The organism is Kribbella sp. NPDC004536 (assembly GCF_042873835.1).
Classification (GTDB): Bacteria; Actinomycetota; Actinomycetes; order Propionibacteriales; family Kribbellaceae; genus Kribbella.
The window spans coordinates 2,799,702-2,814,496 of record NZ_JBIALY010000001.1; the positions used below are offsets into that span (position 1 = coordinate 2,799,702).

General features: G+C 68.7%; 13 protein-coding genes. 3 read left to right on the plus strand and 10 right to left on the minus strand.

Annotated elements, in window-relative coordinates; translation table 11 throughout:
• The first annotated feature begins 20 nt into the window (after window positions 1-20).
• Window positions 21-1,514, plus strand: a complete 1,494-nt coding sequence (locus tag ACFYRU_RS13940) for a CHAD domain-containing protein (RefSeq protein WP_387657460.1) — start codon at window positions 21-23, stop codon at window positions 1,512-1,514.
• 111 nt (window positions 1,515-1,625) lie between these two features.
• Here ACFYRU_RS13940 and ACFYRU_RS13945 read toward each other — a convergent pair whose 3' ends face one another.
• From ACFYRU_RS13945 to ACFYRU_RS13985, 9 genes are all read right to left on the minus strand, one after another.
• Window positions 1,626-3,254, minus strand: a complete 1,629-nt coding sequence (locus tag ACFYRU_RS13945) for a cation acetate symporter (RefSeq protein WP_387658128.1) — start codon at window positions 3,252-3,254, stop codon at window positions 1,626-1,628.
• A gap of 11 nt (window positions 3,255-3,265) precedes the next feature.
• The gene (locus ACFYRU_RS13950) at window positions 3,266-3,601 is read right to left on the minus strand and encodes a DUF485 domain-containing protein (RefSeq protein WP_387657462.1); all 336 of its coding nucleotides are present in this window, start codon (window positions 3,599-3,601) and stop codon (window positions 3,266-3,268) included.
• Window positions 3,602-3,816: 215 nt separating this feature from the next.
• On the minus strand, window positions 3,817-5,397 hold the full coding sequence (locus tag ACFYRU_RS13955) for a cation acetate symporter (protein WP_387657464.1): 1,581 nt from the start codon (window positions 5,395-5,397) through the stop codon (window positions 3,817-3,819).
• Window positions 5,398-5,400: 3 nt separating this feature from the next.
• A complete protein-coding gene (locus tag ACFYRU_RS13960) occupies window positions 5,401-5,781 on the minus strand; it encodes a hypothetical protein (protein WP_387657467.1) in 381 nt (126 codons plus the stop codon).
• Entirely contained in the window at window positions 5,778-6,512 is a 735-nt protein-coding gene (locus ACFYRU_RS13965) for a LytR/AlgR family response regulator transcription factor (protein ID WP_387657468.1), read from the minus strand. Before ACFYRU_RS13965 ends, ACFYRU_RS13960 begins: the two co-directional genes overlap by 4 nt.
• Before the next feature lie 10 nt (window positions 6,513-6,522).
• Window positions 6,523-7,647 (minus strand): histidine kinase, encoded by a 1,125-nt coding sequence (locus ACFYRU_RS13970; RefSeq protein ID WP_387657471.1) that lies wholly within the window; start codon window positions 7,645-7,647, stop codon window positions 6,523-6,525.
• Between the two features lie 17 nt (window positions 7,648-7,664).
• On the minus strand, window positions 7,665-8,408 hold the full coding sequence (locus tag ACFYRU_RS13975; protein WP_387657474.1) for a metallophosphoesterase family protein: 744 nt from the start codon (window positions 8,406-8,408) through the stop codon (window positions 7,665-7,667).
• Between the two features lie 55 nt (window positions 8,409-8,463).
• The gene (locus ACFYRU_RS13980) at window positions 8,464-9,621 is read right to left on the minus strand and encodes a hypothetical protein (protein WP_387657477.1); all 1,158 of its coding nucleotides are present in this window, start codon (window positions 9,619-9,621) and stop codon (window positions 8,464-8,466) included.
• A gap of 49 nt (window positions 9,622-9,670) precedes the next feature.
• Window positions 9,671-10,825 carry a hypothetical protein gene (locus ACFYRU_RS13985; protein WP_387657479.1) on the minus strand — a complete coding sequence of 385 codons (1,155 nt, stop codon included), beginning with the start codon at window positions 10,823-10,825 and terminating at the stop codon, window positions 9,671-9,673.
• A 174-nt stretch (window positions 10,826-10,999) separates the two neighbouring features.
• Between ACFYRU_RS13985 and ACFYRU_RS13990 the strand changes: the two genes are divergently transcribed.
• Window positions 11,000-12,409, plus strand: coding sequence for a serine/threonine-protein kinase (locus tag ACFYRU_RS13990; RefSeq protein WP_387657482.1), 1,410 nt, complete (start codon window positions 11,000-11,002; stop codon window positions 12,407-12,409).
• On the opposite strand, the gene ACFYRU_RS13995 is transcribed toward ACFYRU_RS13990, so the two are convergent.
• Entirely contained in the window at window positions 12,406-13,341 is a 936-nt protein-coding gene (locus tag ACFYRU_RS13995; protein WP_387657483.1) for a hypothetical protein, read from the minus strand. The genes ACFYRU_RS13990 and ACFYRU_RS13995 overlap by 4 nt on opposite strands.
• 117 nt (window positions 13,342-13,458) lie before the next feature.
• Here ACFYRU_RS13995 and ACFYRU_RS14000 point away from each other — a divergent pair, with 117 nt between their 5' ends.
• Window positions 13,459-14,793, plus strand: coding sequence for a dipeptidase (locus tag ACFYRU_RS14000; RefSeq protein WP_387657485.1), 1,335 nt, complete (start codon window positions 13,459-13,461; stop codon window positions 14,791-14,793).
• Window positions 14,794-14,795: the final 2 nt, after the last annotated feature.

Here is a 14,795-nt window from a genome sequence, read left to right on the forward strand (position 1 = left end):
ACGCCTGGTAAACAAGTGGCATGGCCCCCACCGAGCAGCTCGAGATCGAGACGAAGTACGACGTCGACGACAGCGTGATCCTGCCGGCGCTGCACGAGTTGCCCGGGGTGGCGAGCGTCGCGCAACCGGTCGAGCTCGACCTCGAGGCGGTGTACTACGACACCGCCGACCTCGACCTGGCCGCGCACAAGGTGACGCTGCGGCGGCGCACCGGCGGCGAGGACGACGGCTGGCACGTGAAGCTCCCGGTCTCGTCGGGCGAACGGCTGGAGGTGCATCACCCGCTCGGCCGCTCGACGCGGAGCGTGCCGATCGCGGTCGTCCGTACGGTCCGCGTCCATGTGCGCGACCATCCGCTGTTGCCGGTCGTCACCTTGAACACCCGGCGGATCGTGCATCGGCTGCTCGACGCCGACGGTGGTGTGCTCGCGGAGGTTGCCGACGACCAGGTGACCGCGACCGTCACCGGCGGCGAGCCGGAGAGCTGGCGCGAGTGGGAGGTCGAGCTGGTCGGCGGCGACAGCGCGCTGCTGTCCGATGCGGGTGACCTGTTGCTGCGGGCAGGCGCCCGGCCCGCGAGCGGGCCGAGCAAGCTGGCGCGGGCGCTCGGCGATCGCGTACCGGGGTACGACCCGTTCGAGCTGCCGAAGAAGCCGTTGACGTCGGACCTGTTCCGCGCGTACGCCGGCGCGCAGGTGCAGGCGATCCGGGACCGCGACCCCGAGGTACGGCGGGACGTACCGGACTCGATCCACAAGTTCCGGGTCGCGACCCGGCGGCTGCGTTCGGCGCTGGCGACGTACCGTCCGGTGGTCGACCGCGCCGCCGGCGACGAGCTCCGGGCCGAACTGAAATGGCTGGCCGGTGAACTCGGCGCCGCCCGCGATGCCGAGGTCCAACGCGAGCACTTCGCCGCCGAGGTCGCCGAACAACCCGTCGAGCTGGTCATCGGCCGCGTCGCCGGCCGCATCGACGACCACCTCCGCGGTGTCTACCGCGACGGCCGCGCCGCCGCCCTCGCCGCGCTGGAGAGCCCGCGGTACTTCCGGCTGCTGGACGCGCTCGACGACCTGATCGCCAAGCCCCCGATCACCGGCGACGACCGCAAGGCCCGCAAGCAGATCGGGGACCTGCTCACCCACGACTGCAAGCGGATGCGGAAGGCGGTACGCCGCTCGCAGCAGGCGGAGACCGTCGCCGAGCAGGACCACGAACTCCACGAGGTCCGCAAGTCCGCCAAACGCCTCCGCTACGCGGCCGAATCCGCCGTCCCTGTCCTGGCCGACGAGGCCACCGAGCTGGCCGCCCGCGCCGAACAGGTCCAGGAAATCCTCGGCGAACACCAGGACTCGGTCGTCTCCCGCGAACTCCTCCACCGCCTCGCCCTCGAGGTCTACGCCGAAGGCGGCAACCCCTTCACCTACGGCCGCCTGCACGCCACCGAAGAAGTCCGCGGCAACACCTCCCGCGAAGCCTTCTACGAACTCTGGCCGACCCTCGAATTCCACCTCTGAGCAACAAGAGACGGGCCCGGGCGGGAGGGTGCCGGGCCCGTCTCTGGGGCGGGGGTAGGGCTGTCAGGCAGGTTCGCGTCGATTCAGCAGGGCCTGCCTGACAGGTCTCTTCTAGTGCGACACCGCCTTCTCGGCGCCGGCACCGGTGAGGGAGCGGACCTCCATCTCGGCGAAGCGGTCGACGTCGACCGGCTCCTTGCTGGTGACGGTGCCCAGCCAACCGAGCAGGAACGCCAGCGGGATCGAGATGATGCCGGGGTTGTCCAGCGGGAACCAGTGGAAGTCGACACCGGTGTCGGTGATCATCGACAGGCTCTTGCCGGTCTTGGCGTCGACCTTGCCGGAGACGACCGGGCTGAAGACGATAAGGATGATCGTCGAGGCCAGACCGCCGTAGATGCTCCACAGCGCACCGCGGGTGTTGAACCGCCGCCAGAACAGCGAGTACAGGATCGTCGGCAGGTTCGCACTCGCCGCGACCGCGAACGCGAGCGCCACCAGGAACGCGATGTTCTGCCCGTTCGCGAAGATGCCGCCGACGATCGCGACGATGCCGATCACGACCGCGGTCAGCCGCGCCACCCGGACCTCGCCGTCGCCGCTGATCTGGCCCTTCTTGATGATCTGGCCGTAGATGTCGTGCGCGAACGACGTACTCGCGGTGATCGTCAGCCCGGCCACCACCGCGAGGATGGTCGCGAACGCGACTGCCGAGATGATCCCGAGCAGCACCTCGCCCCCGAGTTCGTACGCGAGCAGCGGCGCGGCAGAGTTCGCCTTGCCGGGGGCCGCCTTGATCCGGTCCGGTCCGACGATCGCGGCGGCGCCGTACCCGAGCACCAGCGTGAACAGGTAGAAGATGCCGATGATCCAGATCGCCCAGCTGACACTGCGGCGCGCTTCCTTCGAGTCCGGCACGGTGTAGAACCGCATCAGTACGTGCGGCAGGCCGGCGGTGCCGAGCACCAGGGCGAGCGCGAGCGAGATGAAGTCCAGCTTTGTGACGCCGGTGTGGCCGTACTGCAGGCCGGGGCTCAGCAGCTTCTCGCCGGCGGCCGGGCTCTTGTCGACCGCCGCGCCCAGCAGACCGGACAGGTTGAAGGTGTACTTCGCCAGCACCCAGAGCGTCATGAGTCCGGCGCCGATGACCAGCAGGACGGCCTTGACGATCTGCACCCAGGTGGTGCCCTTCATGCCGCCGACGAGCACGTACGTGATCATCAGGATGCCGACCACGGCGATCACGAGGCTCTGACCTGTCTTGCTGTCGACGCCGAGCAGCAGTGCAACGAGACCCCCGGCGCCTGCCATCTGCGCCAGCAGGTAGAAGAAGCAGACGCCGAGGGTCGATATCGCGGCCGCCATCCGGACCGGCCGCTGCTTGAGGCGGAACGACAGTACGTCGGCCATCGTGAACCGGCCCGTGTTCCGGAGGAGTTCGGCGACCAGCAGCAGCGCGACCAGCCATGCCACCAGGAAGCCGATCGAGTACAGGAAGCCGTCGTACCCGTTCAGGGCGATCGCGCCGGCGATGCCGAGGAACGACGCGGCCGACAGGTAGTCGCCGGAGATCGCGATGCCGTTCTGCGGGCCGGTGAAGGACCGGCCGCCGGCGTAGAAGTCCGCCGCGGTCTTGTTGTTCCGGGACGCCCGGAACACGATCGCCAGCGTGGCCAGCACGAACAGCGCGAAGATCAGGATGTTCACGGTCGGGTTGCCTACTGTTGCCAGCGGCAACATCAGTGGGGCGGTCACTGCGGTGCTCCCTCGATCTGGTGACGCAGCTTCTCGGCGTCCGGGTCGAGCCGGCGGTCCGCCCAGCGGACGTAGATCAGCGTGATCGCGAACGTCGACACGAACTGGCCGAGGCCGAACAGCAGCGCGACGGTGATGTTCCCGCCGACCTTGTGCGACATGAAGCCGTGTGCGTAGTCGGCGAGCAGGACGTAGACGAAGTACCAGACCAGGAACAGTGCGGTCATCGGGAACACGAAACGGCGGAACCGGCGGCGCAGCTCGGAGAAGTCCGGTGAGAGCTGGACATCCCGGTACGACGACAGGTCCGGATCGCGAGTGGATTCACTCATCGCAGGCCTCCAACGGGGACAACGCCGGGCGGTTCGGAGCCGGCTTGTCCGTACTGTGGCCTGGGTCACGCCCGTGGTGACAGCACCGGCGCGCACCGGTCGCTCAGCGGAGCACACCAGTCGTTCGGTGGATCACTCAACTGCGACGAACGGTAGGAACCGCACGACGAACGGCGGACGCCCACCACTCACCATCCCGCCGACGGCGGCGGGCGTCAGGTGGGGCGCGGTGGGCGGGAGGCGCTGGACGAGCGGTTGGTGAGTGGTGCAGGTCCGCGGTCGACGTCGACGGCTTCGGGGGTGTGCAGGCGGACCATGCTGCGGGCGGTGCCGGCCGGGATCCGGTCCGGGGTGAGTTTCGAGACGACGATGACGGTGACGAACGCGAGCGGCATCGTCCACGCGGCCGGCTGACCGACGAGCGCGCGCGGCCAGCCGCCCTGCGGCGCGCCGGACACGTTCACCAGGGCGGCCGCGCTGGCCGCGATCCCGCCGACGACCAGCCCGGCCGCGGCGCCGGTGGTCGACATCCGCCGCCACCAGATCCCGAGTACGAGCAACGGGCAGAACGTCGACGCCGCCAGCGCGAACGCGAGTCCGACGGTGTCGGCGAGGCTCAGCGCACCGGTCACCGTGAACGCCAGGTACGGCACGACCATCGCGAACAGCGCCGCGATCCGGAAGCTGTTCACCGCGACGTAGTCCCCGGCCGTCCAGCGGTGCAGCCGGCTCCGCAACAGGTCCTGGTCGATCACGCCCGCGATCGCGACGGTCAGCCCCGACGACGTCGACAGGAACGCCGCGAACGCGCCCGCCGCGACGAGCGCCCCGAGCAGATCCCCTGCGGTACCGGGGAAAACGCGTCCAGGCAGCTCGAGTACGACGGTGTCCCCGCCGGTGCTGACCAGGTCCGGCGCGAACGTCCGGCCGAGTACGGCGTATATCGGCGGGAAGAGGTAGAACAGGCCGAGCAACGCCAGCACGACGACGGTGGTACGACGAGCCGCGCGGCCGTCGGGGTTGGTGTAGAAGCGGACCAGGACGTGCGGGAGGCCCATCGTCCCGAAACAAAGGGCCAAGAGCAACGAATACGTCGCGTACAGCGGATGGTCGCGGCCGCCCGCCCGGGACAGCGGCTCGGCCCACTCGGCCGCCGCGCCGTGCAGTGAATCGAGGACGCCGGTCGGCTGGTGCCACAGGAGCAGGATGACGAAGATCGGCGCGGCCAGTGCGGTGAGCTTGAGCCAGTACTGGAACGCCTGCACGAACGTGATCGACCGCATCCCGCCCGCGGCGACGTTGATCACCACGATGACTGCGACGACGGCTGCGCCGACCTGTGGCGGTGCACCCGTAACGGTCTGCACGGCCAGTCCGGCGCCCTGCAGTTGCGGAAGCAGGTAGAGCGTCCCGATACCGACCACGAGTCCGGCACAGATCCGTCGTACGGCCGCGGATTCGAAGCGGGTCTCTGCGAAGTCCGGCAACGTGTAGGCACCGGACCGGCGTAGTGGAGCGGCTACGAGGACCAGGAGCATCAAGTAGCCGACGGTGTACCCGACAGAGAACCACAGCATGTCTGCGCCGTTGACCAGTACCAGTCCTGCGACGCCCAGGAAGGACGCAGCGGACAGGTACTCGCCGCTGATTGCTGACGCGTTCCAGCGGGGCGAGACCGCGCGGCTGGCGACGTAGAAGTCGCTGGTGGTACGAGAGATCCGCAGACCGAACAGCCCGATGCCGATCGTCGCCAGTACCACCAGGCCGATCGCAGCCACGCTGATCGCGGAGGACATCTGCTACTGCCGCCCTACGAACTCGGTGAACTCCGCCTCGATCCGCTCCGCGTTGCGGACGTAGATGCGCGCCGCGACGTACACCACGGGGTACACCAGGATGCCCAGGATCACCCAAGGGAGTGGGAGACCCAGTACGGACAGGGTGCGCGTCGGAGGGACCAGCCAGAACAAGAGGGGAATGCTGCCGAGGATCAGCAGCACGCCGCCGATGACAGCGAGCGTCAGACGCAGCTGTGACTGCACCAGAGACTGCATGTATACCTGGCCGAGCCGGGTCTGCTCGTCGATCTCGCGTGTGCCAGTAGGAGTCAGTGGACGGCGGGCTGCGCTCGCCCGGGGGCTGGTGACGCGGACTCGGCGCGGTCCCTCCGGCGTACTCATCGGGAACGAACCAGGAGGTCGCGCAGCTCGCGGGTGTGCCGCCGGCTGACCGGGAGCCAGTCGTCACCGACTCGTACCGAGCAGCGGCCGCCGTCCACCCGCATCTCGTCCACATGCTGTAGAGCGACCAAGGTGCTCCGGTGGATCCGCGTGAAGCCCGCGTCGTGCCAGCGCTCCTCCAGCGTGCTCAACGGGATGCGTACGAGGTGGGAGTTCTGGCCGGTGTGCAGCCGTGCGTAGTCGCCCTGGGCTTCGACGTACCGCACGGTGGAGCGCTGGACGAACCTGGTGATGCCCGCGAGCTCTACCGGGATCACCTCGTCCTCGGTCTCGTCCGGTGACTGCAGCGCGGTCGGTGCGCCCTGCGTGACCACGCGGCGTACAGCCTCCGCCAGCCGCTCTTGCCGGACCGGCTTCATCACGTAGTCGGTGGCCTCCAGGTCGAACGCAGCCACCGCGTGCTCGTCGTACGCCGTCACGAACACGATCTGCGGCCGGCTCGCGAACTTGGACAGCACCCGTGCCAGGTCGATCCCGTCCAGCCCGGGCATCTTGATGTCGCAGAACACCACGTCCAGGTCGGTCGCCTGCAGGATCTTCAGCGCGTCCGGGCCGTTCGACGCGGTCCGGATCTCGCCGATCCGGGGATCCTGGCCCAGCAGGTACACCAGTTCGGCCAGCGCAGGCTCCTCGTCGTCCGCAACCAGCGCGCGCAGGGGAGAGTCGGCCATAGAGCGAACTCTAAGGGGACGCATGCACCCCTGAGGAGTATTTGGGGATCCGGAACGTCACCTTGGTCCCGGCGTCCAGCGCGGTCTCCACGACCAGGCCGTACGTGTCGCCGTACACCTGGCGGAGCCGCGCGTCGACGTTCCCGAGGCCGACCGAGTCGCTGCTGGAACCGCCGGACAGCGCCGCCCGGATCACCTCCGGGTCGCTGCCGGCGCCGTCGTCCTCGACGCTGATCTCAGCCTCGTTGATCCGGTCCCGGGCGCGGATCGTGATCGATCCGGCCCCGGACTCGAGGCCGTGCCGGACCGCGTTCTCCACCAGGGGCTGTACCACCAGGAAGGGGATGACCACCGGCAGCACCTCGGGAGCGATCTGCAACGACACCTTGAGCCGCTCGCCGAAGCGAGCCTGCTCCAGCACCAGGTATCGCTCCACGTTGCGCAGTTCGTCCGCCAGCGTCGTGAACTCGCCGCCGCGCCGCAACGCATACCGGGAGAAGTCAGCGAACTCCAGGAGCAGTTCACGCGCCCGCTCCGGGTCTGTACGGACGAACGACGCAATAGCGGCCAGGGCGTTGTAGATGAAGTGCGGGCTGATCTGAGCGCGTAGCGCGCGTAGCTCTGCCTCCATGGCGCGCGTCCGCTCTTTGTTGAGCTCGGCCAGTTCTACTTGCCCTGACACCCACCGAGCGACCTCTTCAGTCGCCCGGACGAGCGCGGCCGACGTGCTGTTGCTGTACGCGACCAGCACCGCAACGACTCGTTCTTCGGTCACGATCGGGGCGACGACTGCCGTACGGATCGGACACTGCGGGTCCCCGCATGCCACGTCGTGTGCGCCCAGTACAGCGGTACGGCCCGAGCGGAGCGTCGGCGCTGCCAGGTCCTTGGCGTCGCGGCGGTGGTTGCTCTCGTACGGTCCGCCGACGCCGTCCCAGGCCAGTACGCCGGACGAGTCGCAGATCGCGATGGCCGCCGTACCCAGCAGGTCCCGCAGATGGCGGCTGGCCTTGCCGGCCGCGGCAGGGGTCAGGCCTTCGCGCAGGTGTGGGCTGGCCAACGAGGCGGTATGCAGGGTTGCATACGTCGCCTTGTCGGCCGGAGTCCCGAAATGCTTCCGCCGGCGCGCGAACACCCCCTGACGGTAACCGCTCAACCCCCTGAGCCCTCAGTGCGCGGCCTGAATGCCTCGAGCGCCTCCGTGTCGGAGTACGTATGCAGCAGGTACTCCGCCACCCACTCCTCCCGCCCGGGGTACGAGGACTCGCTGACGATCCGGTCTGCTGCCTTGTGGACGTCGATGGGCGTGTAGCGCAGCTGTGCGCCGTGCTCGGACAGGAGCGCCCACGTGGGACCAGGAGCGCCGTACGGCATGCCGACGCTGCCTGCGTTCACCACCTGGCGCCGGTCGACCTGGCGTGCGTAGGGCATGTGCGTGTGGCCGCAGACGACCGTCCTGATCTCCATGGGCAGTCCGGTGAACACCTGCGCCCAACGGGAGATCGGGCTGTCCACCAGCACCATCTCGATGTCGTCGCGGGGCGTGGCGTGACAGAACAGCACATCCCCGATCGTCGCGGTCAACGGGAGCCCGGCCAGCAGTTCGACCTGATCCGCCCGCAACTCCGCAGCTGCCCACGGACTGACCGCGTCCGGTGGTTCACCGACGAACGTCCCGCGAACCATCTCCACCAGCTCGCGGTCCGCGTTCCCGCGTACCCACACCACCCGCTCGCCCAGGCCGGTCAACACGTCGAGTGTCTCCACCGGCTGCGGCCCGCTGGCGATGTCCCCGGCCAACACGACCAGGTCAGCCGCCTGCACGTCTGGTTCGGCCAGCACCGCCTCCAGCGCAGGCAGCACGCCATGAATGTCAGCCAGCACAGCAATCGTCATAGGTGCAGTCTGCCCTGAAGGCCCTTGTCCTGAAGGGACATCTGCCCAAAGCAGACTAGCCGCGCGCGAAGTCGATCTGCTTGGCCGCTACGACGGCGGTTGCCCGCTCACATGTGGCCGTGTCCAGCGAACAGCGCACCACGGTGCTCTTGGTGTTCGGGTCCTGGCCACCACCGGCCACGACAGCAACCATCAGGACGTGCTGCTCGTCCTCTGCGACAGCCCGGTAGAAGCAACCGCTCCACTGGCGCTGTACGGCACCACTACGCGAGTCCAGCGCAGTGATGATGTTGCTGCAGTAGCTGTCGCCGTACGCGGGTGTAGCGATCGCGACAGAGCCGTCCGGAGTGAACCCGGAGACCCTGTAGTCACAGGTCTTGAACCGTTTCCTACCTGTCGCGATCTCCACCACCGTGGAGCAGCCGTTGTCCGACAGCGCGGAGGCCAAGCGGCCGTCGTCAGAGACCGCCATCGCGTCACCGGCGACCGTCTTCACCAGGACGGCCTTCGCGTCGCCTGGAGTCCAGGTGTAGAGCTTCAGCGTCCGCTCGGCACCCTTGACGGAGGCCTTGTAGTAGACCGTCCCTTTCGCGTAGGCGAGTACGTAGATGCTCTGCACGTCCGGGAGCTCCAAGGACCTCTGTGAGCTGCCTTCCGCGTAGAGCGTCGAGCCGTACGTCTGCTCGCCTACGACCACCGGTGGCGTGGTCGCGTACGCCACGGCCGACTGATCGGGTGTGCCGGTGAGCGTCATGACATGCGGAGTACGACGTACCACCGCACCGCCCGAGTCGACCTTCAGCAGTTCGCCGCCGGCGGTCGTCGCGAGCACGCTGCTGCCCAGGCGGGCCACGTCCATCAGGCTGCCCGAGCTGGGGACCTTCTGCTCCTTGCCGGCGCCGAGTACGGTCCGGTCCAAGCGGTAGGTCAGCTGCGGACCGTTGCCCTGAGCCAGCTTGCCCGCCTCGAGAGCAACCGGACCGGAGGAGGACGGTGTCGTCTGGGCGGACGGGGTCTGCGTCGGTGTCTGAGCCGGTGTCTGCTTCGGCGTGGGCTTTGCGGACGGTTTCGGCGAGGACTTCGGCGTCGCGGTCGGCGTGCTGCTCGTGGTGCCGCCCAGTGGTGCGGCCTCCAGCGCCGTCCCTGTCGTCGGACCTTGCCGGGCGGCAATCGCCCCGCCGACAGCGACAGCAACCACGGCCGTGACTACCACGACAGCGATCAACCGACCGACGGACGAACGCGAGGCCGGAGTCGTCAACTCAGGCGCCGATCAGCAGATTGCCCTTGGCCGGCTGCGTCGCCAACTCGCAAGCGCCGGTGGAGATGGTGCAGCGGACGATCGAGGCCGGCGTACCCTCGCCGTCGTCGGCAAGCAGTAGCAGGTGCTGGTCGTCCTCGGGGACCGCCTGCCGGAAGACGCCGGACCACTCGTGCAGCAAGGCCCCACTCTTGCCGTCCAGTGCGGCCGTGATGCCGTCGCCGTACCCGTCCTGGTACTTCGAGCCCGCGATGACAGTCGCACCGTCCAGCGTGAAGCCTGTGATCATGTAGTCGCAGGTCCGCCACAGCCGCTTGCCGGTAGGAACAGTCAGCAGGCTGCTGCAGCTGCTCTGGTCGGCAATAGTGGTCAGTGAAGCGGCCGTGCCGGCGCTGGACACCGCGAGCGGCCTTGGTACGGCCTTGAGGATCACGGGCTTCGGCTCGCCCGGAGTCCACTCGTACAGGACGGTAGGGCCGTCCTGCGTTGCTGATCCGTCGAAGTAGACCTTGCCGTCGACGTACGCGTGCAGCGTGGTGTTCCAGATGCCGGGGACGGTGATCTGCAGGTCGTACTGGGAGTTTGCCTGCGCGGCGTAGATCGTGACGCCGGGGAGCTGCTCGCCGGTGTCCTTCAGCTTCGTACCGGCGTACGCGGCCGCGCTGCCGTCTGCCGTGGTGACGAGCTGGGTGATGTCGGGCGTGTGGCGGGTGATCTTGCCGGTGCTGTCCAGCGTGAGCATCTCGTTGCCGAAGCCCTTGGTGACGACGGCGAGCGAGGAGGAGCCGAGCCGGGCGACCTCCTGGATCTCCGTGGTTCCGGGGACCGTGACGTTCTCGCCGGCGCCGCCGCGGATGGTGCGGCCGCTGAGGTACGTGATCTGTGGTGCGCGACCGGTGGGCAGCTTCTTCAGGTCGATCTTGGTCTTCACCGGTCCGGCGGTGGCTGTCCAAGGTGTCGGCGTCGGCGTCGTCCTGCCGGCGCTTGTGGCCGGCGTGGTCCGGGCGGTCGACGCGGACGTCGACAGCGGGGCGGCGGCTGCGCCTTCCGCGTTGGCCCGCGGGCCCTGGCGGTACGCGAGCGCCCCACCGCCCGCGACGGCGGCGACGGCGACAGCTGCGACCAGGGCGGCCAGACGGCCGTTCTGCCTTCGCATCGGCGATCTCCTCGGAACGTTCGTGGTCGGGGTCACAGTCGGTACGGGACCGTGCGGCGGACCACGGTCGGGGCGGGTGCCCGGCCACCCGCTGTCGGGGACTGTGACGCCCGGAAATGCCGCTTTGTTCACTCCAGCGAACGAGTCGCAGGACGGATCGAGCATAATTGCGCCATGGACCAGCCATCCCGGATCGGCCGGTACTCCCTGGTCCGCCGGGTGGGTGCCGGGGGTTTCGCGACCGTCTGGCTGGCGCGCGACGACCAGCTGGACGCCGAGGTCGCGGTCAAGGTCCTGTCCGAGAACTGGGTCGAGGACGAGGACGTCCGGCGCCGGTTCCTGGCCGAGGGCCGGTTCCTGCGCAAGGTCGACTCGCTGTACGTCGTCGGCGTGCACGACATCGGCGAGGCCGACGACGGCCGTCCGTTCATGGTGCTCACGTACGCCGACGGCGGCACGCTCGCGGACCGGATCAAGGCCGGCCCGCTCGAGTTCGCCGAGGCGGTCCGGATCATCACCCAGGTCGGCCGCGGCCTGAAGCACCTGCACGCGCGCGGCGTCCTGCACCGGGACGTGAAGCCGGCCAACGTACTGTTCCGCACCGACCCGAGCGGCGACCGCGCGATGCTGTCCGACCTCGGCCTGGGCAAGTCGCTCGCCGAGGTCTCCCGGATCACCATGCCCGGCGGCACCCCGGCGTACGTCGCACCGGAACAGGTGATGGGCGAACGTCTCGACCACCGCGCCGACCTGTACTCGCTCGGCGCGGTCGCGTACGCCGCCTTCACCGGCCAGGCGCCGCACGGGGTCGCGAGCCTCGGTGCGGTGATGCAGATCGACGCACCACCGCCGTCGATGACCACGATCCGCGAGGACGTGCCGGACGCGATCGACGTGGTCGTACGGCGTGCACTCGAACCGAACCGGGACGAGCGCTGGCCGGACCTCGACAGCTTCCTCAACGCTCTGCGCGAGGCGCACACGACTGGCAAGGTCCCCGCGCGGCTGGTGCCGGCCGCAGAGATGCCCGCGCCGACAGGAACGAGCGCACCGGTCGACCAGGCAACCGCCTTGGCCAGCACCAACGAGCCGACAGTCCCCAGCAAGCCCAGGCGCTCCCGCCGAGCAGGCGTTTTCACAGCCCTCGCCGCAGTAGTCCTAGCAGCAGCAGGCGGATACGGGGGTTACGAGTACGTCCTGACTCGCCCTGTCGAGGTGAAGAACGACAAGCTCACAGTGGATGTCCCGCGCGCGTGGGGGCAGAAGGCTGTTGCTGACGGACAGTCTCTGCTGGTCAGCAGCAACACCGCGAAATGGCAGACAGACGCTGCGACAGAGGGCGTCTTCCTAGGAGTCATGAACGCGGCAGCGGTGCCGAGAAGTGTCACGCCTCCGTCAGGCTGCACTGTGAGCAGGTCGGACGTGCAGAGCGATTCTGCGACGTTCCAGCTCAGCTGCGGAACGAGTCCGGGCATCGTCGAGCAGTACCGGCTGGTCGGCAACAACACCTTGCTGCACATTCAGGTCCGGGCCAACGACGAGAAGACCCGGACCGACGTGCTGGACTCCGCGAAGTACTCCTAAGGCACCAGGGACGTCAGTGAGCTGATGGTTGCCTTGTGCATGCGGGGGATCACGTTCAACGTCGCCGGGTCCGACGCGTACAGGTACGAACCGGACTCGTAGACCAGGTAGGCCGTCCCGTTGTACTCCGTGATGCCCTCGGTCATGCTCGGCGCCCGGAAGCAGCTCAGTGCGGCCGCATCCAGGTCCTTCTGACCGCGCTTCACCACGTAGATGTTGCTGCGATTCCCACGCCCGTACGACGTGCTGTAGATGAAGTGGTTCGCAGTAACGGTCAGTCCCTGCGTCTTGGTCGGTACCTCCCACGCGCCGGCCACCGTGGTCAGCGTGCCGTCGTCCGCGATCTTGTACTCGTACATGGTCCCGCGGCCGGTGTCATTGAACGTCCCCGCGAACAAGGAGTCCCCGTAGCTCCCGATGAACGACGCCCCGGCCACATCCCGCGCAGTCCCGACCTGTGCGAGGTACGGCGTACCCGCGGCCTTCAAGGCGTCCCGCAGCTCGGTCAGACTGTACTTCCGGATGCTGCTGCCCTGACCGGACACGAAGGCCCAACCCTTGCTCACTGTGATCCCGCCGACGTGGGACTCCGCGATCGCGACCACGCCGACCGTGGACCCGGTGGACGGATCGATCCCGTAGATCTCCGAGTCGGCGCCGTCGCGGTACGCCGCGACCAAGAGCAGGTTCTTGCCGGAGCCGTCCCAGTCGTACCAAGTACCGGCGCCTTGCGGGGTGTACGTGCTGAGGTTCGGAATGCTCGCGCTGTTGCTGAACCGGGCGTCGTACTTGTAGGACGCCGACGGCCCGTCGTAGAAGGTGGAGCCCCCGCTGGTCGAGGTGTCGCAACTGATCGCGGCACTCGCCGGAAGGGCGGGGACGAGGGCGGCGGCCGTGACGGCGAGGGCGCTGACGATCGCAAGTCTGCTCATGAGATCCTCTTCGGTTGGGCGGAAACCTTCGAGAGTTTCAGAGTAAGACGGCAGTTATTGACATGACCAGGTGAACTGGGCGTCGGGTTCGGGAACAGACGCCGTACCGTAGGCCTCATGACCGATCTGTCCGCGGCGATCGACCGCGTTCTGCCCAGTGTCCGTGCCGACCTCGAGGACCTCATCCGGATCCCGTCGGTCAGCTACGAACCGGCCCGCGCGGCCGACGTCCAGCGGTCCGCCGAGGCGACCGCGGCGCTGTTCGAGGCCGAGGGGTTCACGGTCAAGATCGTCCGCGCCGGCGACGGTGCGCCGGCCGTGATCGCGAAGAAGCCGGCGCCGGCCGGGCGTCCGACCGTCCTGCTGTACGCGCACCACGACGTCCAGCCGACCGGTCCGGTGGAGCAGTGGACCTCCGAGCCGTTCGTGCCGACCGAGCGCGACGACCGCCTGTACGGGCGGGGCGCCGCCGACGACAAGGCCGGGATCGCCGCGCACCTCGCCGCCGTACGGGCCTTCGGCAACGATCTGCCGGTGGGTGTGACGGTGTTCGTCGAGGGTGAGGAGGAGATCGGCTCGCCGACCCTGCTGCAGCTGCTCGACGAGTACGCCGACGAGCTGGCCGCGGACGCGATCGTGATCGCCGACTCCGGCAACTGGGAGGTCGGGCGGCCGGCGCTGACGGTGTCGCTGCGCGGCCTGGTCGAGTCGTACGTCGAGGTCCGAACGCTTGATCACGCCGTCCACTCCGGCCTCTTCGGCGGACCGATCCCGGACGCGCTGTCCGCGTTGTGCCGGCTGCTCGCGACCCTGCACGACGACAAGGGCGACGTCGCGGTCGACGGCCTGCACGCGTCACGGGCCGCGGACGTCGTCTACCCGGAGGACCGGCTGCGCGCCGAGTCGTCCGTACTCGACTCCGTCCGGCTGACCGGTTCCGGCTCGCTCGTCGACCGGCTCTGGACCCGGCCGGCCGTCTCGATCGTCGGCATCGACGCGCCGTCGGTCGCCGAGGCCAGCAACACGTTGGTACCGGTTGCCCGGGCCAAGGTCAGCCTGCGGGTCGCGCCCGGTGACGACGCCGTGAAAGCCAGCGCCGCTTTGAAAGACCACCTGGAAAACAATGCGCCCTGGGGTGCGAAGGTCACCGTGACCGAGGGCCAGACCGGTCAGCCGTGCAGCGTGAACGCCCGCGGCGCCGGGTACGAGGCGGCCCGTTCGGCCTTCCAGGAGGCTTGGGGTGTGGAGCCGGTGGACATGGGGATGGGCGGCTCGATCCCGTTCATCGCCGAGTTCCAGGAGGCCTTCCCGGAGGCGACCATCCTGGTCACCGGCGTCGAGGATCCGGACACCCGCGCGCACGGCATCGACGAGGGCCTGCACCTCGCCGAGTTCCGCAAGGTCTGCCTCGCCGAGGCCCTCTTGCTGCGAAACCTGTCCGAGCAGTCGTGATG